Annotated in this window: 29 protein-coding genes and 1 pseudogene; 15 read left to right on the forward strand and 15 right to left on the reverse strand. The window is 65.0% G+C overall.

What is annotated here, in order from left to right; all coding sequences use genetic code 11:
• On the forward strand, positions 1–297 hold a 297-nt coding region (locus RF701_RS16320; RefSeq protein WP_308815697.1), incomplete at its 5' end, for a hypothetical protein.
• A 30-nt stretch (positions 298–327) separates the two neighbouring features.
• Here the strand turns inward: RF701_RS16320 and RF701_RS16325 are convergent.
• Positions 328–501 carry a hypothetical protein gene (locus tag RF701_RS16325; RefSeq protein WP_162527087.1) on the reverse strand — a complete coding sequence of 58 codons (174 nt, stop codon included), beginning with the start codon at positions 499–501 and terminating at the stop codon, positions 328–330.
• 77 nt (positions 502–578) lie between these two features.
• Here RF701_RS16325 and RF701_RS16330 point away from each other — a divergent pair, with 77 nt between their 5' ends.
• From RF701_RS16330 to RF701_RS16355, 6 genes are all read left to right on the forward strand, one after another.
• On the forward strand, positions 579–950 hold the full coding sequence (locus tag RF701_RS16330) for a hypothetical protein (RefSeq protein WP_116463040.1): 372 nt from the start codon (positions 579–581) through the stop codon (positions 948–950).
• Between the two features lie 345 nt (positions 951–1,295).
• Positions 1,296–1,613, forward strand: a complete 318-nt coding sequence (locus RF701_RS16335; protein WP_116463041.1) for a hypothetical protein — start codon at positions 1,296–1,298, stop codon at positions 1,611–1,613.
• On the forward strand, positions 1,610–2,422 hold the full coding sequence (locus RF701_RS16340) for a hypothetical protein (protein ID WP_115381515.1): 813 nt from the start codon (positions 1,610–1,612) through the stop codon (positions 2,420–2,422). The genes RF701_RS16335 and RF701_RS16340 overlap by 4 nt, the downstream gene beginning before the upstream one ends.
• Positions 2,419–5,412, forward strand: a complete 2,994-nt coding sequence (gene mobF / locus RF701_RS16345) for a MobF family relaxase (protein ID WP_116463042.1) — start codon at positions 2,419–2,421, stop codon at positions 5,410–5,412. Before RF701_RS16340 ends, mobF begins: the two co-directional genes overlap by 4 nt.
• Before the next feature lie 153 nt (positions 5,413–5,565).
• Positions 5,566–6,792 carry a Fic family protein gene (locus RF701_RS16350; RefSeq protein WP_308815698.1) on the forward strand — a complete coding sequence of 409 codons (1,227 nt, stop codon included), beginning with the start codon at positions 5,566–5,568 and terminating at the stop codon, positions 6,790–6,792.
• A gap of 76 nt (positions 6,793–6,868) precedes the next feature.
• Positions 6,869–7,276, forward strand: coding sequence for a hypothetical protein (locus tag RF701_RS16355; RefSeq protein WP_115381509.1), 408 nt, complete (start codon positions 6,869–6,871; stop codon positions 7,274–7,276).
• Here RF701_RS16355 and RF701_RS16360 read toward each other — a convergent pair.
• Positions 7,261–7,461: a hypothetical protein gene (locus tag RF701_RS16360; RefSeq protein ID WP_115381507.1), complete on the reverse strand. Its 201-nt coding sequence runs from the start codon at positions 7,459–7,461 to the stop codon at positions 7,261–7,263. The two genes, RF701_RS16355 and RF701_RS16360, sit on opposite strands and share 16 nt — an antisense overlap.
• Before the next feature lie 431 nt (positions 7,462–7,892).
• Between RF701_RS16360 and RF701_RS16365 the strand changes: the two genes are divergently transcribed.
• The 3 genes from RF701_RS16365 (at position 7,893) to RF701_RS16375 (ending at position 9,661) form a co-directional block, all read left to right on the forward strand.
• Positions 7,893–8,447, forward strand: a complete 555-nt coding sequence (locus RF701_RS16365) for a hypothetical protein (RefSeq protein ID WP_116463044.1) — start codon at positions 7,893–7,895, stop codon at positions 8,445–8,447.
• Positions 8,448–8,735: 288 nt separating this feature from the next.
• On the forward strand, positions 8,736–9,134 hold the full coding sequence (locus tag RF701_RS16370) for a hypothetical protein (RefSeq protein ID WP_116463045.1): 399 nt from the start codon (positions 8,736–8,738) through the stop codon (positions 9,132–9,134).
• Between the two features lie 2 nt (positions 9,135–9,136).
• Positions 9,137–9,661, forward strand: a complete 525-nt coding sequence (locus RF701_RS16375) for an RES family NAD+ phosphorylase (RefSeq protein WP_116463046.1) — start codon at positions 9,137–9,139, stop codon at positions 9,659–9,661.
• Positions 9,662–9,877: 216 nt separating this feature from the next.
• Here the strand turns inward: RF701_RS16375 and arsH are convergent, their stop codons facing one another.
• From arsH to RF701_RS16435, 12 genes and pseudogenes are all read right to left on the reverse strand, one after another.
• The gene (gene arsH / locus RF701_RS16380; protein ID WP_018251259.1) at positions 9,878–10,618 is read right to left on the reverse strand and encodes an arsenical resistance protein ArsH; all 741 of its coding nucleotides are present in this window, start codon (positions 10,616–10,618) and stop codon (positions 9,878–9,880) included.
• A complete protein-coding gene (gene arsN2 / locus RF701_RS16385) occupies positions 10,618–11,049 on the reverse strand; it encodes an arsenic resistance N-acetyltransferase ArsN2 (RefSeq protein ID WP_018251258.1) in 432 nt (143 codons plus the stop codon). Before arsN2 ends, arsH begins: the two co-directional genes overlap by 1 nt.
• Positions 11,049–12,335 carry an arsenic transporter gene (locus tag RF701_RS16390; protein ID WP_043061442.1) on the reverse strand — a complete coding sequence of 429 codons (1,287 nt, stop codon included), beginning with the start codon at positions 12,333–12,335 and terminating at the stop codon, positions 11,049–11,051. The genes arsN2 and RF701_RS16390 overlap by 1 nt, the downstream gene beginning before the upstream one ends.
• Complete coding sequence (gene arsC, locus RF701_RS16395; RefSeq protein ID WP_018251256.1) at positions 12,335–12,763, reverse strand: arsenate reductase (glutaredoxin); 429 nt, start codon at positions 12,761–12,763, stop codon at positions 12,335–12,337. The genes RF701_RS16390 and arsC overlap by 1 nt, the downstream gene beginning before the upstream one ends.
• A gap of 11 nt (positions 12,764–12,774) precedes the next feature.
• Positions 12,775–13,107: a helix-turn-helix transcriptional regulator gene (locus RF701_RS16400; RefSeq protein WP_018251255.1), complete on the reverse strand. Its 333-nt coding sequence runs from the start codon at positions 13,105–13,107 to the stop codon at positions 12,775–12,777.
• A 78-nt stretch (positions 13,108–13,185) separates the two neighbouring features.
• Positions 13,186–13,536 carry a DUF3147 family protein gene (locus tag RF701_RS16405; RefSeq protein WP_018251254.1) on the reverse strand — a complete coding sequence of 117 codons (351 nt, stop codon included), beginning with the start codon at positions 13,534–13,536 and terminating at the stop codon, positions 13,186–13,188.
• 30 nt (positions 13,537–13,566) lie between these two features.
• Complete coding sequence (locus RF701_RS16410) at positions 13,567–14,484, reverse strand: cation diffusion facilitator family transporter (protein ID WP_018251253.1); 918 nt, start codon at positions 14,482–14,484, stop codon at positions 13,567–13,569.
• Positions 14,484–14,741, reverse strand: coding sequence for a DUF305 domain-containing protein (locus RF701_RS16415; protein WP_231376782.1), 258 nt, complete (start codon positions 14,739–14,741; stop codon positions 14,484–14,486). The genes RF701_RS16410 and RF701_RS16415 overlap by 1 nt, the downstream gene beginning before the upstream one ends.
• A complete protein-coding gene (locus RF701_RS16420; protein WP_018251251.1) occupies positions 14,677–14,916 on the reverse strand; it encodes a hypothetical protein in 240 nt (79 codons plus the stop codon). Before RF701_RS16420 ends, RF701_RS16415 begins: the two co-directional genes overlap by 65 nt.
• Positions 14,913–15,596, reverse strand: a complete 684-nt coding sequence (locus RF701_RS16425; protein WP_018251250.1) for a ZIP family metal transporter — start codon at positions 15,594–15,596, stop codon at positions 14,913–14,915. Before RF701_RS16425 ends, RF701_RS16420 begins: the two co-directional genes overlap by 4 nt.
• A 25-nt stretch (positions 15,597–15,621) precedes the next feature.
• Positions 15,622–17,967 (reverse strand): annotated as a pseudogene (locus RF701_RS16430) (efflux RND transporter permease subunit); the annotation flags it as partial.
• Between the two features lie 18 nt (positions 17,968–17,985).
• Positions 17,986–18,743, reverse strand: a protein-coding gene (locus tag RF701_RS16435; RefSeq protein WP_096614366.1) for an IS5 family transposase whose coding sequence is annotated in 2 segments (ribosomal slippage) — positions 17,986–18,422 and positions 18,422–18,743 — 759 coding nt in all. Because the reading frame shifts where the segments join, the coding sequence is not laid out codon by codon here.
• Between the two features lie 240 nt (positions 18,744–18,983).
• On the opposite strand from RF701_RS16435, the gene RF701_RS16440 reads away from it, so the two are divergent.
• Together RF701_RS16440 and RF701_RS16445 are read left to right on the forward strand one after the other, a co-directional pair.
• Positions 18,984–19,307 (forward strand): hypothetical protein, encoded by a 324-nt coding sequence (locus tag RF701_RS16440; RefSeq protein ID WP_170172305.1) that lies wholly within the window; start codon positions 18,984–18,986, stop codon positions 19,305–19,307.
• The gene (locus RF701_RS16445; RefSeq protein ID WP_018251247.1) at positions 19,304–19,906 is read left to right on the forward strand and encodes a hypothetical protein; all 603 of its coding nucleotides are present in this window, start codon (positions 19,304–19,306) and stop codon (positions 19,904–19,906) included. Before RF701_RS16440 ends, RF701_RS16445 begins: the two co-directional genes overlap by 4 nt.
• A 19-nt stretch (positions 19,907–19,925) precedes the next feature.
• Here RF701_RS16445 and RF701_RS16450 read toward each other — a convergent pair whose 3' ends face one another.
• Positions 19,926–20,603, reverse strand: a complete 678-nt coding sequence (locus RF701_RS16450) for a hypothetical protein (RefSeq protein WP_125972932.1) — start codon at positions 20,601–20,603, stop codon at positions 19,926–19,928.
• On the opposite strand from RF701_RS16450, the gene RF701_RS16455 reads away from it, so the two are divergent.
• The 3 genes from RF701_RS16455 to RF701_RS16465 are packed head-to-tail and all read left to right on the forward strand — an operon-like array spanning position 20,578 to position 22,232.
• Positions 20,578–20,949: a TIR domain-containing protein gene (locus RF701_RS16455; RefSeq protein WP_018251246.1), complete on the forward strand. Its 372-nt coding sequence runs from the start codon at positions 20,578–20,580 to the stop codon at positions 20,947–20,949. The genes RF701_RS16450 and RF701_RS16455 overlap by 26 nt on opposite strands.
• A 13-nt stretch (positions 20,950–20,962) precedes the next feature.
• Positions 20,963–21,952 carry a caspase family protein gene (locus RF701_RS16460; protein WP_018251245.1) on the forward strand — a complete coding sequence of 330 codons (990 nt, stop codon included), beginning with the start codon at positions 20,963–20,965 and terminating at the stop codon, positions 21,950–21,952.
• A 1-nt stretch (position 21,953) separates the two neighbouring features.
• Positions 21,954–22,232, forward strand: coding sequence for a hypothetical protein (locus tag RF701_RS16465; protein WP_018251244.1), 279 nt, complete (start codon positions 21,954–21,956; stop codon positions 22,230–22,232).
• Positions 22,233–22,234 lie beyond the last annotated feature (2 nt).

The raw sequence follows: 22,234 nt of genomic DNA on the forward strand, positions 1-22,234 counted from the left end.
AGACGCCGGATGACCCATCAGTCCGGACACGAACGGCTGCGCTATGAAGCGGTTCTGAAGCCTCTCGAGTGGGAGCAGCGGATGCTTGTCGACGGTCGGCACGACCTGCGCCGGATCGTGACTGCGATGGCCTCCGACGGCATCGCGATCAGCGAGGAAGTGGCGCTCAAAGCCTGGCATCGGTTTTCCGAAGAAGAGCATTGCGCGACCTGGTACGGCCTAGGCAGTGACGACGAGATCCGGCGCAACCTGATGCCGCATCTGACGTTGAGACCCGTCGCCGAGCAGGACCGCTGACTGGCGTCCGTGACCTCCCGACAGACTGGATCACGCGACCCGATGAGCGAAGTCGAGCACCGGTATACCAGGACGGCTTTGGCCCTGATGCGCATGGCCATGGCGCTGCTCGATCGGGCAGGATGCACCCTTGCCGCCGCCCGGCTTCAGCACGCGATCGACACGGTCGAAGCCGTCCCGGGGAACGCGGCGATGCCGCTTCATTCAACTGAGTCGCCGGGTGCTGAATCCGACCATCATGACCATCAGCGTGGTGCTGGAATAGGGGAGGGTACAAGCTCATGACGAACGCCGTCACCCTTGGTATCTCGGGCTGGTTCACTGCGCACGGAACCCTCTACCATGAGGAGGGTCGCAGGCTCGACGAAATCACGCCGGAGGACTGGTTCAATCTCGTCGCTCATGCCGATGCGATCGACTTCTTTACGCGGCCCGACCCGGCGTTGCCGGCAGCCGACGCCCGCATCTTCCACCTCACCATCACCGCCGGCGAGCGGTCGCGCGAGCTGGCGATCAACGACCCGTTCGAAGCGCCGGAGTTGGCCTTGCTCATCCGGTTAGCGCGCCGCGCCATGCGGGATCGATTGGTGCAAAGGGTTGAAGCGATGGACGGGGAGACCCTCGCGGCCTTACGGGCAGTCTCGACAAGGTGAGCCGGTACTGATCCGACTGGCCGGCTTGTACGCCGGCCTGGTTGCCCCGCCGGACGCCGGATCAGCCCCGAACAGCCGAACAGCAGCAACATCCAGCGACCTGAGAAGTAGGGGTTAGGGGGCACACCCGATGCACCCCGAAGGGGTGCAGAAAAGGGCAGATTTGCGTCGTTCCGGCCGCATGGTCCTATGCGGATACTGCGCCCGGACCATCTGGTCCGTCCTGGTCCACAGAGCGGATAGGGCAAGGAAACCCGCAGTTTTTGCTTGCGCTGCTCTGCACTTCCTCCTTGCGCGCTCCGTAGGCGCAATGCACACTCGCTACCGGGCAGAAGGGGTGTCCGCATGGCGCGCGTACCGATCACGGTGTACCTGCAACCCGACCAGCTCGCCGGCATTGAGCGCCGCGCGGGCCAGGTCGGCAAGACGCGCAGCGCCTGGGTAGCGGACACGCTGGTGCGCTCACTCGAAGACGAGCTGCTGCCGCTGGACGAGATCCTTCTCGACCAGCTGACCAAGGTCCGTGCCGGCCTGGAGGTCGTCGCGGAAGCGCAGGTCGGGCGTGGCCCCGACAGCAAGAAGGGTCTTGCCGAGTTGCGGCAACGACGGGCCGAGCTGGCGACCCGCATGCTGGCCGAAGCGCGTTCGAGACTGCGGCGATGACCGACGCTGGTCGCAGGCGCATCGACGTCTCGAGTGACGTCCACAGCCGGCTGGACGCCGAGTCCAAGCGGCGCAACATCCCCATCCGTGATCTCGTGGAACAGGCGGTCACCACCATGTTCGACAGGGAGGCCCAAGCGGCCTTGTCCGTGCGTCAACAGCGCGAGCGCCGCCATGCCGATCGGATGGAGGAACAGACCGCTCAAATCGGCGAGGTTACCCGTCGCGTCTCGGCCCTGATCGCCCAACAATCGAAGGACCTACCCGGCGCCTTGAACGCAGGTTTCGACGCGATCAAGACCACCATCAAGGAGACCGGCGGGACCGGACATCTCCGCGATTTGATCGCGAAGTTCCAGACCGACTTCACGGTCCTGTTCAAGGAAGCGCAGGGTGCTCTCGCCGTCTCCGTTGGCAATGTCACTAAAGCCGTCGAGGAGCAGGCAAAGGGCTTCGGAAAGCAGCTCGACCGGATTGAGAAGCGTCAGTCGGATACGCGTACAAAGCTTGGCGTAGGTGCCGCCCTTGGCATCGCTGGACTTGTTCTGATCTGTCTGCTGTTCGCCAATACCGCACCTACCCGCTGGCTCTCAATTCGTCTCCTGGGTGAAAGTGACGCGGTACCTGCGGCATGGAGCTTGGCAGGCGATGGGCGCACGACTGGCGAGCTCATGGCGGAGACAAAAGGCCTTCTCGCCAGTGACACATTTCGGGTCCGGTACGCCGAGTGCGCGGCCCATGCTAAGCGCATGAAGAAGCCGTTTCCCTGCCGGCTCACCTTTCCGCCTCTGGAAAGCAAGACGCCGTGACCGTTCGCCCAAACTCGATCGCCGGCGGCGGGGATGCGGCGAGCTATTACGCGGCCGACAACTACTACACCGGCGAGCAGGCGGGACCGTCAGAATGGGGCGGGGGAGGGGCCGAGGAACTCGGTCTGTCCGGCACCGTGGATGCCGGAACATTCTCCGAGGTGCTGGACGGCAAACTGCCCAACGGGGCCGTCATTGCAAGAGGCGGCAACGGCGAGCGAGCGCCGGGTTTCGAGCTGACGTTCAGCGCGCCGAAGTCAGTGTCGCTGGTCGCCTTGATCGGACGCGATGAGCGGGTCATGCCGGCATTTGCCGAAGCTATTCGGAGCACCATGGCGTGGGCCGAGGAGCGGTTCGGGGAGGTGCGGTCAGGCAAGGCCGGCGCGGTGATCGAGCCCGGTCGCCTGGTGTACGCGATCTTTCACCATGACCTGAGCCGAAAGCTCGATCCGCAGGCACATGCCCATGTCGTCGTGGCGAACGCCGCGCAACGCGGCGACGGCCGCTGGGTCGCCCTGCACAATCCGGCCCTGTGGAAGCACTCTAGCACCATCGGTGCCGTCTTCCACGCCGACTTCCGTGCCCGGTTGGAGCAGCTCGGCTACCGGACCGAGATCACCGGCAAGCACGGCCAATTCGAGATCAGCGGTATACCGCGTGCCGCAATCGATGCGTTTAGCGCCCGGCGCGAACAGATCCTCAGCCGGGCGGCTGAGCTCGGCGCCTCCGGCCCCAAGGCGATGGAGACGATCGCGGTCAGTACCCGCGATGCCAAACAGGCGGGCGATGCCACGGTTGCCCGCGCCATGTGGGCCGAGAAGGCCGAGGTACATGGTGCCGCCATCTCCGCCGTCGTGGACGCCGCGCGAGGAGTCGAGCGGCCGCGGTCGGTATTGAGCACTGTGCGTGCCTGGGGTGCCGCTTTGCTCGAGCGCATCACCCATGCCTTCGGACCACGACCCGAGCCGCTGCTCCACGGCACGGATGCGGTGCGCCGGAGCGGCGAACTGGCGAGCGGCTACGCGGTCGCGGCCGGCGTTCGGCACCTCGGCGAGCGAGAAGCGAGCTTCACCTACGCGGACCTGCTGAAGAGCAGCCTCGATCTGGCCGAGAAGGGCGCGACGGTGCGCGGTATCGAGGCGCGCATCGAGCGGCTGCGCGAGGCGGGTGTCCTCATCTCGGGGCCGCGTGGCAGCCTGCACGCAGACCGGCTCACGACCCGCGACATGCTGGTGACGGAAAAGGCGCTGGTTGCGGCCGCGCATGGCGGGGTGGGGCAGGGGACACCCATCCTCGATGCGGCCTCGGTCGACACCGCACTCGACCGCGCGGCCGATCGGCGCGAGGTCACACTTTCCGCTGAACAGCGCGTTGCGGCGCACGCCATGCTGTCCGGCACCAACCGCATCCAGGTCGTCCAAGGCGATGCCGGCACCGGCAAGTCGTTCCTCTTCGAACTCGTACGGGAGATTGGCGCGGAAGTAGGGGCGCGGATGCTGGTACTGGTCCCGCAGAACAAGTTGTTGGATGACCTGACCGGACGGGGGCTGGAGGTGCGCTCGCTCGCATCCGTGCTGAAGGAGCATGGTAGCCGCGCCGGCCCGGCCAAGCCGAACGAGCAACTTTCGGCGCTGATGAAGGGCAAGGTTGTGGTGCTGGAGGAGGCCTCCATGGTGTCCTCGCGTCAGCTTGCCGGGCTGTTCGAGGTCGCCCGGAACGGCGACGTCGCCAAGTTGGTCTTGGTAGGCGATGTGAAGCAAATCCCGGCGGTTGAGGCGGGGCGACCCTTCGCGCTGCTGCAGGAGGCGGGAGCTCCGACGGTGCGGCTCACCGAGAACCGGCGCCAAAAGACCGATGTGCTCCGTGATGCCGCTTCCCTTGCGCGCGAGGGCAGGGTCGTTGCCGCCTTCGAACGGCTCGCGGACAAGGTGCAGGAGAGCGCTCATCCGGCGGGAGCGGCCGTCGTCGAGTATCTGAAGCTTTTGCCCGAGGAGCGCGACCGCACCGCCTTGCTCACCTCAGGCCACGTCCTGCGCGAAGCCGTGCTGGAAACGGTCAGGGCCGAGCTGCTTGCTCAGGGCAAGCTTGGCGAGGATGCCGTGAGCCTGCGGAGCTGGGATACGCTGAACCTTACCCGTGAGGAGCTGCGCCAGATCCGGCACTGGGCTGAGGGTATGCGGCTCGACATCTACCGCCACCAGTCAGGGCTTGTGCCGGGATCCTACGAGGTTGGCTTGATCGATCGGGCGAGCGGTATGCTCGAGCTCGCCCGTGACGGTCACACCGGGCTCTTCGATCCCAAGAGCCTCCGATCGGGAGGGGAGGGGGCCGCGCTCTCCGTTCCCGGCGAGATCGAGGTGCGCGAGGGTGATCGCCTGGTCTTTACGGCCAGCGACCTGAAGCGTGGGATGTCGAACGGTGCCGCAGTGACCCTTACTGCGATCGATGGCGACACGCTCCACCTGTCCGGCCGTGACCGGAATCATGTGATCGGGCCCGACGACCCGATGCGCGAGCGGCTTGGCCATGGCGCCGTGATCAACATGCACCGTGCGCAAGGGATGACGGTCGATCGCGCGATCACGGTGATGGACAGCCGCGACAGGCTGCTCAACAGCGAGAGCCTCTACTACGTGCTCCAGACCCGCGCGCGCGAGGACGTGTCGCTGCACACCGACGACAAGAAAGCACTCGCTAGCGCGATCGAGGCGCATCGTGGTGACGTTCCGCACGCAAGCGACGTGGCACCCGAGCTCTCACTTTCCGGCAGGGAGCGGTTCGATCCAGCCACGGGCGAGCTGCCCCGACTGGACGATCCAGGCGCAAGCGATCGTCGCCAGCTGGACGCAATGAGCGCCGCCCTCCGATCCATTGGCAGCGAGCCTACCAAACCAGCCCCGGAGGCTATCCGGCAAGCGCCGGTTCCCGTGAAAGAGCTGATAAAGGAGCCCGAGATCGAAATCGACCACGATTACGACTTCGACATGTGAGGGATCGCAAGGCGATATGGGCGGGCGGACCAGCTTTGTTCTTTTCAATGTTCACTGATTTGCCGGCCTCCAAACCGGACATTGTAGCGGCCCGGTATCACGTGCATAGGACAACGTTAGCGAGGCAAGAGAGTGATCTAGAGGCTGCGGGACATGGCCAAAGAACCGGACATCCAGGCGGTCGCCGACCGGGGCGAGGGCATCGGGGCCATGCAGCCCATGAAGATAGGGGAGGGCGGTTCACGATACCGTGAAGCCGTCGATCTCGCGCTCGAACTGACCGCCAAATCTGCCGCGTTCCGCAGCAGCCTGCCACCCGCCATGCGGATGGGGCTCGCCGACCTCGTCCGGGCGATGAACTGCTACTACAGCAACCTGATCGAGGGGCATGACACTCATCCCGTCGACATCGAACGGGCGCTGAAGAACGATTTCAGCGCCGACCCGGCCAAGCGTGACCTCCAGTTGGAAGCGACCGCGCACATCGCAGTCCAGGGCTGGATTGATGGGGGAGGGCTGGAGGGCCGCGCGACGAGCGTGGAGGGCCTGCGTGAGGTCCATCGGCGCTTCTGCGAGCATCTGCCCGAGTCGATGCTCTGGATCGAACCGGTCGACGGCGGCGAGCGCGTTCCGGTCGAGCCCGGTGCCTTGCGGACCCGCGATGTCCGGGTCGGGCAGCACATTGCGATTAGTCCCGGGGCCGTGCCGCGCTTCCTCGAGCACTTCGCCTGGGCGTATCAGAAGCGCGGCGCAACCGGCGCCATCGTATTGCTGGCGGCCGCGCACCACCGGTTCGCTTGGATCCATCCGTTTCTCGACGGCAACGGTCGGGTCGCCCGCCTCATGTCGCATGCCATGCTGCTCGATGCGTTCGACACGGGCGGCGTGTGGTCGATCGCGCGCGGCCTCGGCCGCAACGTGCAGGCCTACAAGCGACACCTTGCCGCCTGCGACCTGGCCCGCCGCAACGACCTCGATGGCAGGGGCACGCTGAGCGAGGAGGAGCTGGCGAGCTTCACAACCTTCTTCCTCAAAACCTGTATCGACCAGGTCGACTTCATGGCCGGCTTGGTCGAGCCCGAGCAGCTGCGCAGTCGCATCCGGCGCTGGGCGGCCGAAGAGACGGATCGGGGAAGGCTGCCGGCCAAGGCCATCCAGGTGATCGACGCAGCGTTGTACCGAGGCGAGCTCCCGCGTGGCGAGGTGGAGAGCATCGTCGGCACCGGCGAACGCCAGGCGCGCCGGGTCACCTCGGCGCTGACGAGCCTCGGCGTGCTGACGGCCGACAGCTCCCGGGCACCTCTCCAGATCGCCTTTCCAGCCAAGCTGGCGGGGAACTGGATGCCGGGGTTGTTTCCGGACGCGGGAAGCCGGCGTTAGCCGCCCGAGCGATCGGCGGTGTGGCGCAAGGCGTAAGGTGATATGGTCCTGGGACCGCGCCAGTGCGGACCAACGTATGGAGGCAGCCTTTCCGTTCTTTAGCCGCACCGACTTTCAAGGTCAGCCCAGCAGCCGCGCCTACCGGCCCTACAAGGCGTTCGAGGCCGTTCTCGACCGTCTTCTCGGCGAGCAGGTGAGAGCGGACGGCGCGTGCGGCGTCGACCTCTGGTGCGCGCTCACCAACACTCGTTGGTTCGGGCCGGATGGAGTGGAGGTCTCCTACGGCTTTCGGCGGGCCGGTCATGCCGTGGCTTGGGTGCGCGAGGAGGGGGACGACCTCACCTGGTATTGCAGCGGCGAGCCGGGGCAGGTCGCGCAGTGGATTGAGGAGGTGCTCGCGGGAGCTGGATGGTCGTGGAGGCGCTTGGAGCCGGACGCCGCAGACACCCGTGAGGTGCCCGACGACAGTCAGCGCCTGCCATAGAGTTCGGGATGCTGCTCGACGAACGAACGGCGGACCTCACGCAGCCGAACGGCTTCCGGTGTTCTCGCTTCCCAGGCAGCCACGGCATGCAGCAGATCATCGTCGCGGCCGAGCACCGCGTCCGCATGGTTGACGATTACGATATTGGGCGTCGCCTCTGGACGGATCGTTAGCAGCCGGTTCATCGCTTCGTCTTCGCTGCCCGGCCCGATCCGGTCCGCGACGACTGCTAGTGCCAGTCCGGCAGAGCGACCGACACCGCGATAGCAGTGGATGACCGGGGAGCCGGCCTCGTGTTCACGCGAAGGTGAGGGCAGTGGCTACCTGATCTTGGCTTGCCACGCGGATGCAGCCATTGTTCCGGTCGACGTTTTCAAAATCGAGCACCAGGTGCAGCGGGTGCGGCTTCCCATAGAAGCGTAGCTGGTCGGAGCGACGGCAGCCGGGACCTGATTGCGAGAACGCCGATTGGGGGTGTGAGCGCCTCGAAACAGCTAGCTACGAAGTGCCCATGGTGACACTCTGCCCAGCGGCAAAGTGTCGCAGCTGACAGAAACGTCGCCGGCCGGCCCGGATGGGATTCACACGATTCGCGTTTCGTGCTTCTCCTGTTCCCATGATCCAGGGTGACTTGTTCTCCGCATCCCCGGCAATCCCGCTGCAGCTTCCCTCCCAGCTACCCCTGGCTGAGGGTCTGCCGTCGATCATCGATGTCATTGCGCAGGTGTCGACCCGGCCGCGCTACGCCTTCATGGTCCTGAATCTGATCGCGCGTGCGGCAGGGCAGGGGGGCAAGGCAGGACCCTACGTCGTCCAGCAGGGGCGGGCCGTTCGGCTGCGCGACTGGTTGTGCGACGCGCTCGCTCCGATGGCAGCCCGCGATCCGAAGCGGGTGGCGCTGGCCGAGCAGGTGAGGGTGGAACTAGCAGAGCAGGGGCAACTGCCCGGAGACCCTGACGCAGCGTCACGATTAGTGGACCAGATAGTGCTGGAGCGGGTGCGCCGCTCCGGCCGGTGTAATGTCAGCCGGGCAGTGTCGGAGCTGGTCCGGGCAGGGCTGGTCCGGCGCCACTATGAGGGCTGGCGCGTGGATCACCACAATCGGGGCGCCCGGCGTGAGGCGGTGTACACGCTGTTGCCTGATACGATGCGTGCATTAGGCAAGGCGTAGAGCTGTATCCGTGCTGGCAATGACAAACCGCAGTCTTCCAATTAACTTATCCTGAATCACGGTCGTATGGCGAGGTGACGCACTTGAGTTTGCCCGTGGCTAGCAGTACCAGTGCGGGACCCGCTGGCAGGGATTGCTTGCCAGGCCAGGAGCCGCTTGAGCGTACGCGCTCGGCGGCTCCTGCTTATCATCTAAGACCGGGCAGTCTCCGCGAGCACACGCAGCCGTCGATCGTTGACATACGAGGGCATGTGCATATATTGTGCATTAATCCAGCGGAGACGCGTTATGGCTACCGCCTTCCTAGTTGACGAGCAACGCGCGACGCGGCTTGCTTCCGGCTTCGTTGCAAGCCTGCAGGAGCCGAAGACCCCTTATATCTCACCCAAGCGCGTCGCGCATGTGTTGGGCGTCCAACTGTCCCGGCTAGCGGAGATCGCCGGCGTCCACCGCAACACGCTCTCCAATCCCGCGTCGGAGCGGCTTCAGGATCGGTTACGGGACATGGTGCGCGTGATCGTGGCTGCAAGCGAGCTGACAGGTGACATCGAGCAGGCGGTCTACTGGTTCAGGAACGAACCGATTGTAACGCTCAAGCGCCAAACGGCTGCCGAGCTTGTTGCCGCAGGGCACAGCGACGCGGTCATGACTCATTTGTCCGAACTGGTTGACGGCGCGAACGGGTAGTCGTGCTCCACATCGCGACCGGCTCCAGGCATTTCTATCGCTGTCTTACGCCGAAATGGGCCTATCTGCCGCTCAGTGGCGCTGGAGCCGCAGGCGCAGGCGGCAGGTTCAATCGCCCTGGGGTCGAAGCCCTGTACCTTTCGGCCGAGCCGGAGACCGCGCTAGCCGAGTACAAGCAAGGCTCCAGCCTGCCACGCCCGGCAACCCTTGCCGCCTATGAGCTAGATCTACACGACGTCGTCGACCTGTCGGCCGGCTACGATTCGGATTATTGGACGCCTCATTGGGCAGATTGGGACTGCGATTGGCGCTGGATCGCGAGGGTTGAGCACAAGGTGCCACCGTCGTGGAAACTTGGCGATGAGGCGATCCGGTCGGGTACTGCGGGTCTGCTGTTTCCGTCAACCCATCAGCCCGGTGGCACAAGCCTCGTGATCTTCAGCGCCAACCTGACCGCTGCTGATCGGCTTGCGGTGCACGACCCTGACGCTATGCTGCCGAGAGATCAGCGCTCGTGGGACCCGTAGAGGCGAGCTGCTCCGAGTTGAGAGGGCAATTAACGCAAAAGCTACGGCGGCAACGAAGTTCGATAACATTGATTATGTAAAATCTGGTCGTGGTTTACGCTGTTAATTGGCCTCGCTTGGCTTCGAGCTGGGTCGAGTGAGCCAGCGCGGCGAGAGCTTCATCACTTCGCAAGCATCGGAAATAGTCAATTCTTTTAGGCAGTTCAGTTGTGAGACCTACGGCGCAATCGCGATGCTGGACAGGTCCATCGCAGTATTGATCGGCACCCCGGCTTCCTTTCGCTCTGAATAGCGATCGACCAGTTGCACAGTATGCGCGCGCAGCAGCACCGTGAACCGCACCAGCTCCTCCATCACATCGACGATCCGGTCATAGTAGCTCGATGGCTTCATCCGTCCGTCGTCATCGAACTCATTGAACGCCTTGGCGACGCTCGACTGGTTCGGGATCGTCACCATCCGCATCCAGCGACCCAGCACGCGCAGCGTGTTGACGCTGTTGAACGACTGCGATCCGGCCGACACCTGCATGACCGCGAGCGTCCGCCCCTGCGTCGGGCGCATCCCGCCCATCGACAGCGGCAGATGGTCGATCTGCAATTTCATGATGCCGGTGATCTGCCCGTGACGTTCCGGGCTGCACCACACCTGACCCTCCGACCATAGAGACAGCTCGCGCAGCTCATGGACGGCCGGATGGTCGTCGCCGGCATGTTGGTCGGGCAGCGGCAGGGCCGATGGATCGAAGATGCGCGTCTCGCAGCCGAAGAACCGGAGCAGGCGCGCCGCTTCCTCGACACACAGCCGGGAGAAGGACCGTTCGCGCAGCGAACCATAGAGCAGAAGGATACGCGGCGCGGAATCGAGCGGGCCAAGCCCCAGCGCCGGCCGCTGGATGGCATAGGCGGGATCGAGTGCCGGCAGGGTATCGGGATCGGCAAGCGTGCGGAGCGGCATCAGAGAGCTTTCACGAGATAGGCGGCCGACGCCGGGCATAGCGCGGTAAACTCGCGCGATGCGGCGACGGCCGGGGGAGCAGCGCCGCGATCTGCGTCGGCATAGCCAAGCGCCCGGAAGAATGGCGCGGCCGTCGTCGTCAGCAGATGGAGGCGACGCACCCCGAAGTCGCGCGCCTGTCGTTCGAGGGTGGCGACCAACGCCCGCCCCAGGCCATGCCCGCGGCGATCGGCAAGGATGACGATCGAGCGGAGCAGGCGGTCAGCCCCTTCCCCCTCCAGGCCGCCATAGCCGACGAGGCTATCGGCCTCGAACCGGAAGAACAGGCGGCCAGGGTCGGCGAGGTCGGCGCTCGGTAGGCTCGCAGCGTTGAGGAACCATGCCAACCCGGCCAGCTCGGCGGGTTCGAGTGTCGTGATGGTCAGTCCCATCACGCGAGGCTGATCCGGATCGCGAGCGCCGCGAGCGTGATGAGCAACACCGGCACGGTGAGCGTGACGCCAACACGGAAGTAATAGCCCCATCCGATCCGCACGCCCTTCTGTCCAAGGACGTGGAGCCACAGCAGCGTCGCGAGCGAACCGATCGGCGTCAGCTTGGGGCCGAGATCGCAGCCGATCACGTTGGCGTAGATCATCGCTTCCCTGATCGCGCCCGTGGCGTGGGTGGCGTCGATCGAGAGCGCGCCTACCAGCACGGTCGGCATGTTGTTCATCACCGACGACAGGACGGCCGCGATCACGCCCGTACCCAGCGCCGCGCCCCACACGCCCCCTTGCGCCGTGCGATCGAGCAGCGCCGCCAGATGATCGGTCAGGCCGGCGTTCCGCAGGCCGTAGACGACGAGATACATGCCGAGCGAGAAGATCACGACCTGCCAGGGTGCGCCGCGCAGCACCTTGGCCGTTGAGATCACCTGGCCCCGCCCCGCGATCACCAGCAGCAGGATCGCGCCGGCAGCGGCCACGGCGCTGACCGGCACGCCGAGCGGTTCGAGCAGGAAGAAGCCGGCGAGCAGCAGCGCGAGAACGATCCATCCGGCGCGGAAGGTCGCGGCATCGCGGATCGCGTCGCGCGGCGCGCGCAGCGCTCCCACGTCATAGTCGGTCGGTATGTCGCGCCGGAAGAACAGCAGCAGCGCGCCCAGCGTCGCGGCGATCGACACGAGGTCGACCGGTACCATCACGGCCGCGTATTCGCCGAACCCGATCTTGAAGAAATCGGCCGACACGATGTTGACGAGGTTCGACACGACCAGCGGCAGGCTGGCGGTGTCGGCGATGAACCCGGCGGCCATGACGAACGCCAGCGTCGCCTTGTCCTTGAAGCCGAGCGCCCGCAGCATGGCGATGACGATCGGCGTCAGGATCAGCGCCGCGCCGTCGTTGGCGAACAGCGCGGATACCGCCGCGCCGAGCAGCACGATCAGGACGAACAGCCGACGACCATGCCCCCGGCCCCAGCGGGCGACGTGGAGCGCGGCCCATTCGAAGAACCCGGCTTCATCGAGCAGCAGGCTGATGACGATGATCGCGACGAACGCAGCGGTCGCATTCCAGACGATGCCCCACACCACCGGCACGTCGGACAGCGTGACCACCCCCGCGAGCAGCGCCACGACGGCCCCGCCCATCGCGCTCCACCCGATGCCGAGTCCCTTGGGTTGCCAGATGACGAGCGCGATCGTCGCGACGAAGATCAGGACGGCAAGGAGCATCAGGCGACGCGCTGGCCCGAAGCATCGACCACCTTCTCCCCGTCTTCCTTCGCGAACGCGCCGAGCTGATCGCTTGGCAGCAGATCAAGCACGGCATCGGACGGCCGACAGAGCTTCACGCCGAGCGGCGAGACAACCAGCGGCCGGTTGATGAGGATCGGATGCGCCATCATCGCATCCACCAGCGCGTCGTCGGACAGCGACGTGTCGCCCAGGCCCAAATCGGCATAGGGCGTCCCCTTCTCGCGCAGCAGCTCACGCGGCCTCATGCCGGCGCGGTCGATCAACTCGACTAGCAGCGCGCGTGCGGGTGGGGTTTTCAGATATTCGACCACATGCGGCTCGATGCCGGCATTGCGGATCATCGCCAGCGTGTTGCGCGACGTGCCGCACTCGGGGTTGTGATAGATGACGATATCGACGGCCACGGGATGTCCTTTCAGCAGCAGGGGGCGAGTTCGGCGACGAGCGGCGCGCACAGCTCCGCATTGCCGGCGCAGCAATCCTTGACGAGGAACAGCGTCAGCGCGCGCAGGCCGTCCAGATCGGCACGGTAGATGATCGAGCGGCTATGCCGTTCGGAGCGGACCAGACCCGCACGGGCGAGGATTCCGAGATGCGCCGACATGGTGTTCTGCGGCACGTCGAGCTGGCGGGCGATATCGCCTGCGGCCATGCCGTCCGGTTCGTGCCGCACCAGCAGGCGGAACACGTCGAGGCGGGTGCCCTGTGCGAGTGCGCCCAGCGCAGTGATAGCCGAGTCGTTTTCCATATATCCAGCATAGCGGATATATGGCGTTGGTCTAGTGTGCGTTGCCTCTCAACATTGCGGGAGACCTGCGCTGATGGCCTATAACCGCAGGCCGAGGCGTGGACCAAGGCATACCAGGCCGAGATAGAGCAGGATGGTAAGGAGGCACCCCGCGCCCAGCGCTAGCCAGAATGGTACGTTGCGCCCGAGCAACGCGGGGATCAGCAGGAACATCGGTAACGATGGCAGCACGAACCAGAAAGTCGCCCCGGCGTGAGACGCCATCAGCACCCGATCTTGGGTGTCGCGCCACAGCCAGATCATTCCCAGCACAGAGACTAACGGCAACGATGCGACAAGTGCGCCGACGCCGGGACTGCGCTTGGCGATCTCCGAAACCGCCGCGATAATCGCACCGGAGATCATTGCCTTGATGACGACATAGAGCATACCGGTTGTGACTTTCGATCGCCGAGATGGCTAGCGATGAAGGTGCTGGTCATCCTCACAGGCTTGCGATGGCGCTTCGGTCTGGATCGTCGAATGTTCGATCCCGAACCTCTCGTCGAGTGTTCTGGTCACTGCAACCCTGACGCTATCGGGATCGACGCCCTCGCCGAGCGTCACATGGGCGGTGCAATTGATCTCGTCCGAAGCCATCGACCAGACGTGCAGGTCATGAACGCCGGCGACACCCGGAATGGCGGCGATCGTTGAACGGATCTCCGGCAGCTTCAACCCGCCGGGGACACCTTCCAGCAGCACGTTGATCGTTCCCTTGAGCAGAACCCAGGTGCGCGGCAGCACCCACAGGCCGATGCCGATGGCGATGACTGGATCGACCCACGTCCAGCCCGTGAACCGTATCGCGAGGGCACCAAGGATGACGCCGACCGAGCCGATCATGTCGGCCCATACTTCCAGGTAGGCGCCTTTGACGTTGAAGCTTTCGTCCTTGCCGGCGGTCAGCAGACGCATCGATACGAAGTTCACGACGAGGCCAATGACCGCGACGATCAACATGCCGGTCGACTGAATCGACTGCGGCTCGCGGAAGCGCTGGATCGCCTCGTAAAGGATATACATGGCGACGACGAACAGCAGGATCGCATTGAAGGTCGCGGCGAGGATTTCCAGTCGTTTGTAGCCGAACGTCCGCTTGTCGTCGGCAGCCTTCTTGCCGAGATGGATCGCCATCAACGCGATGACCAGACCGGCGACGTCGGTCATCATATGGGCTGCGTCGGACAGCAGCGCGAGGCTGTTGAACACGAAGGCGCCGACCACCTCTGCCACGAGATAGGTCGCCGTCAGGGCAAGCGCCCATCTGAGCATCTTGGCGTTGGCGCCGGCCGTATGGTCGTGGCTGTGCCCGGCTTCGCCGTGATCGTGTGCCATTATCGCGTCCCCTTCTTTGTGGCTTGCCGTTCGGCGAGCCAGGCCTGCATCTTCACGATTTCGGCCTGTTGGGTCCGGATCACCTCCTCCGCCATCGCGCGCACCTTCGGATCGGTGCCGTTGGCAAGCTCGGCGCGAGCCATATCGACCGCACCTTCATGGTGCGGGATCATGCCCCGAAGGAAGTCGGTATCAGGATCGCCGGTCGACGGCATCGCCATGCCGGCCGTGCCGTGCGCTCGATCCGTGGATGGCATCGGTCGCACCGGACTCGTTCGATCCGAACTGGCCCGCCGGCTTGCCGCCGGAACACGCAGACAGGGCAATCGCAGCGGCCAGAAAGGACCATCGCGCCGTGGTGATCGACATTTTCTTCTCCTTACGGGATGGATCGCGGCGCACATCGACACCGCTCAAGGTCAGGCCGGTCACATCGCGATCTCCTCGATGAGCAGCAGTGCGAGAAAGCCGACGAAGAACATCGCGCTGATGAGCGGAGAGTCCGGTTTCTCGTGCGCCTCGACCAGCAGCTCCTCGGTGACGAGGTAGAGCAGCGCCATCAGGCCGAAACTCAGGAATCCCGTGATCCACACCGGCGACAGCAGCGCCACGGGCTGCACGACGAGTGCGCCGATCGGCACCAGCAGCGCAAGCGCGCAGGTTAGGCCGATCGCCTTCATCTTGCGATACCGGCTCGTCAGATCATTGGTGAGCGTCAGGGCCAGGAACAGCACTTCGAGCGTCAGCGCGACCGCCAGCAACGTGCCCGCCTTCTCGCCGGCGATGAAGGCCAGACCCAGAACCAGGCCGTCAATAGCAAGATCGAGCCCGATCGCGGCGAGCAGCGCCACGGGGCCGTCAAACCGGCCTTCCGCCGCCTTGAGGCCCAGCATTACCGCGACGCCGATCGCACCGCCGATCAGCGTCGCAGCCGGCGATCCCCCGTGCATCACCAGCGGCAGGATTTCGGTCGCCGCCGCGGCAAATACGACGCCGGCTGCAAGGTGCTGCATGGCGGCGACCAGCCTCTCGCCGGGTGTGCGCCACCCGGCGAGAAGCGCGCCGATCATGATCGCGATCATGGGGATCAGTGCGAACTTGAGCGCCGCCATCGTCAGTCCCCCCTGCCAGACGCGATCATGCGGGTTGCGGCAGCGGCGCGCCGTCGTCCGCCCTATCCGCGTCGTCGACCTTGACCGCTTGCTGCCCGAACCGGGCGTAAAGCGTCGGCAGCACGAACAGCGTCAGCAGCGTCGCCGAGATCAGGCCGCCGATGACGACGGTCGCGAGCGGCTTCTGCACTTCCGCGCCGGCTCCGCTGGCGAATGCCATCGGTACGAAGCCGAGACTGGCGACCAGCGCGGTCATGACGACCGGGCGCAATCGCTGGAGCGCGCCCGTCCGCGCCGCTTCGGCCCGGTCCATGCCCGACCGGATCAGCTCCTGCACCGAACTAACCATGACGAGGCCGTTGAGGACCGCGATACCCGACAATGCGATGAATCCCACCGCGGCCGAGATCGAGAAGTCCATGCCGCGAACGAACAGCAGCAGCACGCCTCCCACCAGCGCGAAGGGCACGCCGGTGAAGACGATCGCCGCATCGCGTACCGATCCCAAGGCCCCGTAGAGGAGCAGCAGGATCAGCACGAAGCACGCCGGCACCACGAGTTTGAGCCGCTGGCTGGCGGATTCGAGATTCTCGAACTGGCCGCCCCATTCGAGATAGCTGCCCGCCGGCAGGCGCACGCCGGCGACCGCCGCCTGCGCATCCGCGACCACGCTGCCGACGTCGCGTCCGCGGACGTTCGCCTGGACGACGACGCGGCGCTTGCCGTTCTCGCGGCTGATCTGGTTCGGCCCGTCGACGACGCCGATATCGGCGACGCTGGACAGCGGCACATAGCCACCGCCGGCGACCGGCACCTGCACCTGTTCGAGCAGCCCCAGGTCGGCGCGCTCGGCGTCCGACAGGCGGATGACCACCGGAAAGCGCCGGTCTCCCTCGAAGATCATGCCGGACTCGCGACCGCCGAGCGTGGCGGTGATGGTGTCCTGCACATCCTGCGCGGTGACGCCGACCCGTGCCATCGCGTCGCGGTTGACGCGAATGTCGAGCATGGGAAGTCCCGTCGTCTGTTCGACCTTCACGTCAGCCGCTCCTTGCGTCCGGCGAAGGATGCCGGCGATCTGTTCGGCGGTGCGGTTCATGGAGGCGAAGTCGTCGCCGAACACCTTCACCGCGATGTCGCCGCGCACGCCGGCGATCAGCTCGTTGAACCGCATCTGGATTGGCTGCGTGATCTCATAGGCGTTGCCCGGGAACTGCGCGAGCTTCGTCTCCAGCCGCTCGACCAGCGCGGCCTTCTCCAGTTTGGGGTCGGGCCATTCCGCATGCGGCTTCAGGATGACGAACATGTCGGTCGCGTTGGGCGGCATCGGGTCCGAAGCCAGCTCGGCCGTGCCCGTCTTGGAGAAGACGAACCGCACCTCGGGTTGCTTCGAGACCATGCGCTCGATCGGCACCTGCATCGCCTGGCTCTGCTGCACCGATGTCGCCGGAATGCGCAGCGCCTGGATGAGCAGGTCGCCCTCGTCGAGCTGGGGGAGGAACACCTGTCCCAGCGTCGTGAAGGCAAGCGCCGCGGCGACGAGGCTGACGACGCCGGCGCCGATGGTGATCGACGGTCGCTTCATCGCCTTCTCAAGGCCCGGTTCGTAGCGCTGCTTCAGCCACGAGATGATCCGCCCGTCCTCCTCGTTCACCCTCCGCGACAGCCAGATGGCGATCGCCGCAGGCACGAAGGTCAGCGACAGGACGAACGCGAACAGCAGCGCGATGATGACGGTGAGCGCCATCGGCACGAACGTCTTGCCCTCGACGCCGGTCAGCGTCAGCAAGGGCACATAGACGAGGATGATGATTGCCTGCCCGTACACGGACGGACGGATCATCTCGCGCGCCGCGGTCGCGACCGCCTCCAACCGCTCCTTGACGCTCAGCAGGCGACCTTCGTGATGCTGTTGCTCGGCGAGACGCCGCAACGCATTCTCGACGATGATGACGGCACCATCGACGATCAGCCCGAAGTCCAGCGCGCCGAGCGACATGAGGTTCGCCGAAACCCCCAGCCGTAACATTCCGAACCCGGTCAGCATCATCGTGACCGGGATGACCGCCGCGGCGATCAGCGCGGCGCGGAAGTTGCCGAGCAACAGGAACAGCACGACGATGACGAGCAGTGCGCCTTCGCCGAGATTCTTCGCCACCGTCTTGATGGTGGAATTGACCAGGGCTGTGCGATCGAGGACCGGCTGCACCACTACGTCGGGTGGCAGCGAGGCGTTGATCGACTTCAACCGATCGGCGACCGCGGTCGCGACGTTGCGGCTGTTCTGTCCGATCCGCATCACCGCGGTGCCGACGACGACCTCCGTGCCGTTCTCCGACGCCGATCCCATGCGGATCGCCTGACCCGTCTTAGGGTCAGGACTCATTGGTCATAGCCAGAAGATGACGGTGGCCGCGAGGGCGACGGCAGAGAAGAAGACGGTTGGGCAGCGGTCGTAGCGAGTTGCGACGCGGCGCCAATCCTTCAGACGGCCGAACATGATCTCGATGCGGCTGCGGCGCCGGTAGCGGCGCTTGTCGTATCTGACCGGCTCGTTGCGCGATCTGCGGCCCGGGATGCAGGGCTGGATGCCTTTGGCTTCCAGGGCGTCTCTGAACCAATCGGCATCATAACCACGGTCGCCAAGCAGCCACTGTGCTTTCGGCAGATCGTCGAGCAAGGCTGCCGCGCCGGTGTAGTCGCTGACCTGCCCGGCGGTCATGAAGAAGCTCAAGGGCCGCCCGTCCGCATCGCTGACGGCGTGCAGTTTGGTGTTCATGCCGCCTTTCGTGCGGCCGATCAGACGGCCGAGATCCCCTTTTTTACCCGCAGACTCGATGCCGTGCGGTGTGCCTTCAGGTAGGTCGCGTCGATCATGACGGTCTTCGGCACGGCCTCCGCTGCCGCGAGACCTTCCATCATTCGCAGGAAAATACCCCTCTCGCTCCACCGCTTCCAGCGATTGTAGAGCGTCTTGTGCGGCCCATAGTCCTTCGGTGCATCACACCAGCGTAGCCCGTTGCGATTGACGAAAATGATGCCGCTGAGCACCCGCCGATCATCGACCCGAGGCTTGCCATGGCTCTTGGGAAAGAACGGTTGCAGACGCGCCATCTGCTCATCCGTCAGCCAGTACAGGTCGCTCATCCACTCTCTCCTCACGGAGCCTGAATCAGATCGCGCCTCCCACATCAATGGGTCCTGACCCTAGGGACGATCAAGCAGTAAGCGAGGCCTGCCGCCGGCCCGTGCTCTACTGCGCTGGCGTGTGCCACGCCGCTCCGCGGAACCCCGTCGCCGGGTTTCCGCCCGTGCGGGTGACGATCAGACTAGGCCACAAAGGGCCGCCCTCGCGGGCAGGCGTTGCTCATGCGGGGAACCGCTCCAATGCTTGAGCGCGGTTCTCCCGCCGCCGTCCTGATCGGCCGTTGGGGCATGGCGCTGTCCCTTGTCGTCGGCGCCGTCCTGGCCGGTCGCCTCATCCGTGCTTTCCCCTACCTGCTCCCCAACCGCCTTCCCGGCCTGGTCCTCTACGAGCTGGGGCCAGCGCTGATCCTCGGGGTGGCGATCGGGGCCGCCATCGCCATCACGCACGACTTGCGCCCCGGCATCCGGGCGCGGCTCGCGCTGTTCGCGCTCGCCGCGCTGGTCGCCGGCGCCGTCACGCTGGCCGTCGAGTTTGACGCAGCCTTGCAAGGACGTTGGCTATGAGGAAGCAGCAACGGTTCGTCGCCATCGAAGGGCCGGTCTCGTATATCATCGGTTTTCACGACACGACCGACGTAAGCGTGACCCAACACACGACCCACCGCGCAGACCCCGCCGTGCCCATTTCGCATCCCGGTGATACGATCCACCGGACCGGCCTGACCCGCGCGGAGACGCATACCTTCGTGAATACCTCCCGCGAGTTCGCGATGCTGTTCGAGGTCAACGGCCACACGCTCAAGCTGTGCGCGAGCGACTATATCGCCTTGGCCGTCGGCGACCGCGTTCGTGCCGTATGCGAGCCCATTCCGGACTGCCCCATGCTGGTCCGCGACTGGCATAATCAGACGCGGGGCATCCGCTTGCGCGACCTTCCCACCCCGCTCGCCAGCGTCGCGACGGAGATCTGCTTCAGCCTGATCCTGCTCGTCATCGGCTTGGGAGCGGTCTTCCTGTCGGGCGATGACGGGGACGCGCGCACCTTCACGCTGATCGGATGCGGCCTCGTCGCCTTTGCCGCGCTATGCGCCCTATCGGCCAATCGTGGCGCAGCGCGCACCGCCCGAACCCACGCCGAACTGGATCGCCTTACACGACGATGAGGTGTGCCACGTGGCACACCTATCTGCGCGGTGCGCCGCAACCTACTTCTTGGCAGGCGCCGGAGGCGGCGGCGGCGGTGGTGGGGCGACCGGAGCCCGTGGCGCCGGAACAACGCCCGTTTGAGGCTGCGACACGCCCCCCGGCGGCAACGGCGCGCGTGGCGGCGGCGCTATCCCCCTCGATCCGCCCGATCGGGATGGCGGCGGTGCTGGCGGAGGGGCTGGCTTCTCGCTCATTGATACTGACCACGTTCGCTGTGACAAAAGAGAACAAACATAGAAGAGCGGCGGGAAATGACCATAGCGCGAACCCGTTGAGACGTTCGGACCAAGCCGCTACCGGCGGGATATCGTCGTAGAGGGCAGCTCGCCGCGCATCGACCGCCTTACGCGCCGTCGCGAAGCTCACCGTCAGGGCAAGAAGCCCCAAAACATCGATCGCCCATCCGGCAACCAAGGCATACGGCCACACCGCCTTGGCAAGCGGAACCGCGCTTCCTACAAATGACACAGAAGCGGCAAATAGCGCCGTGTGTGCAAGTGCAACAAAGCTGTCGCGTGCAGCTTCGTTTTGAGCATGGGCGGTATCCAGAGCTTGCAGCTCATGCTTAAAGTCGTCGGGCGTTCGCTGATTCATTATCGAAATAGAACCATAATGGAGGATGTTGGAAATGGCTGATAAGAAAGTGCTCTTCATCGCGTTCGCCATCGAGGATGAACGGCAGCGTGACTTCCTCAAAGGGCAGTCGCTCCATCCGCGGCAGCCATTCGAGTTTATCGATATGTCGGTGAAGGAGCCATACGACAAAGACTGGAAGGATCGTGTCCGCACGCGGATCAAGCGCTCGCATGGTGTGATCGTTCTGGTCAGCAAGAACTCGGCAGCCTCGACGGGCCAGAAGTGGGAAATCCAGTGCGCCCAGGAAGAGGGCAAGCCGATCCAAGGCATCTACGCCTATAAGGATGATCGCGCCTCGATCGCGGGCGTCAGCACCGTTGCCTGGAGCGACGCCAACATCACCAACTTCATCGATTCACTCTGAGCCGGAGGCGACGGTGCGCAAGGCCCTGATCGTCGGTATCGACCATTACGAGAAAATCGGGAACCTCAGCGGGTGCGTGAACGACGCGCACTCGGTGAAGGCCATGCTCGAGCGCCACGCCGACGGCACCGTCAACTTCGCTACACCTAAGCTCCTGACCGGCACCGGTCCCGGCGATCTGGTCGATCGCGAGGAGCTGAAGGCGGCTGTCCGCGAACTCTATGCCGACGACGCGGACATCGCCCTGTTCTACTTCGCCGGGCATGGCTTCATCGAGGACACCGGCGGCTACCTCTGCACCAGCGACAGCCGCAGCGGCGACGATGGCCTGCCGCTTTCAGACATCATGACGCTCGCTGCCAATTCCGGGGCGAAGAACAAGATCATCATCCTCGATAGCTGCCATAGTGGCGCTGCCGGGGAACGTCCCACCCATCCCGCTGCGGAAATCCGCGACGGCATGACCATCCTCACAGCGTCCACCGCCGAGCAATATGCGATGGAGGTCGAAGGGGGCGGTGCCGGCGTGTTCACCAGCCTGTTCGTCGACGCGCTCGGCGGCGCCGCCGCCAACCTGCTGGGCGACGTCACGCCGGGCAGCGTCTATGCTCATATCGACCAGTCGCTTGGGCCGTGGAAGCAGCGCCCGGTGTTCAAGACGAATGTCAAAACCTTCGTGTCGCTGCGCAAGGCGGCACCCCCGATCGCGCTGACCGATCTTCAGGCGCTGGCGAAGCATTTTCCGACCGCCACTTACCAATTCCCTCTCGATCCGGCATTTGAGCCCGAGCGGTCGGAGGAGCAGAAGAACGACCCCTCCATTCCACCGCCGGACCCGGAGAAAACCGCGATATTCGCGGTGCTCCAACGGTATGTGAGGGTCAACCTCGTGCGCCCCGTCGATGCACCGCATATGTGGCACGCAGCGATGGGCAGCAAAGCCTGCGAGCTGACTGTATTGGGCGAGCATTATCGAAGTCTGGTGGAAAGCGGGCTGATCTAACATGGCAAAGCCTCTCGCCGCTGACGCCCGTAAGACCTTGGTCGAACGCCTCGCCGCGATCGAACATGAGCGCTGGTCGCATTGGCAGCGCTACATGCACGGCAAGGCGACCAAACAGGAGGACGGCTCGTTGCTGATCCCCGCCGATCTTGTCGAACGCTGGGAAAAGCAGATTGCGACCGACTATGCCGATCTTCCCGCCGATGAGCAGGAGAGCGACAAGGAGCAGGTGGAGCGATACCTGCCCATCATTGAGGACGCCTTTCGCTCAGGGGAGTAATC

Origin of the sequence: Sphingomonas sp. GV3 (assembly GCF_031082075.1) — a bacterium.
Taxonomy (GTDB): Bacteria; Pseudomonadota; Alphaproteobacteria; order Sphingomonadales; family Sphingomonadaceae; genus Sphingomonas; species Sphingomonas beigongshangi.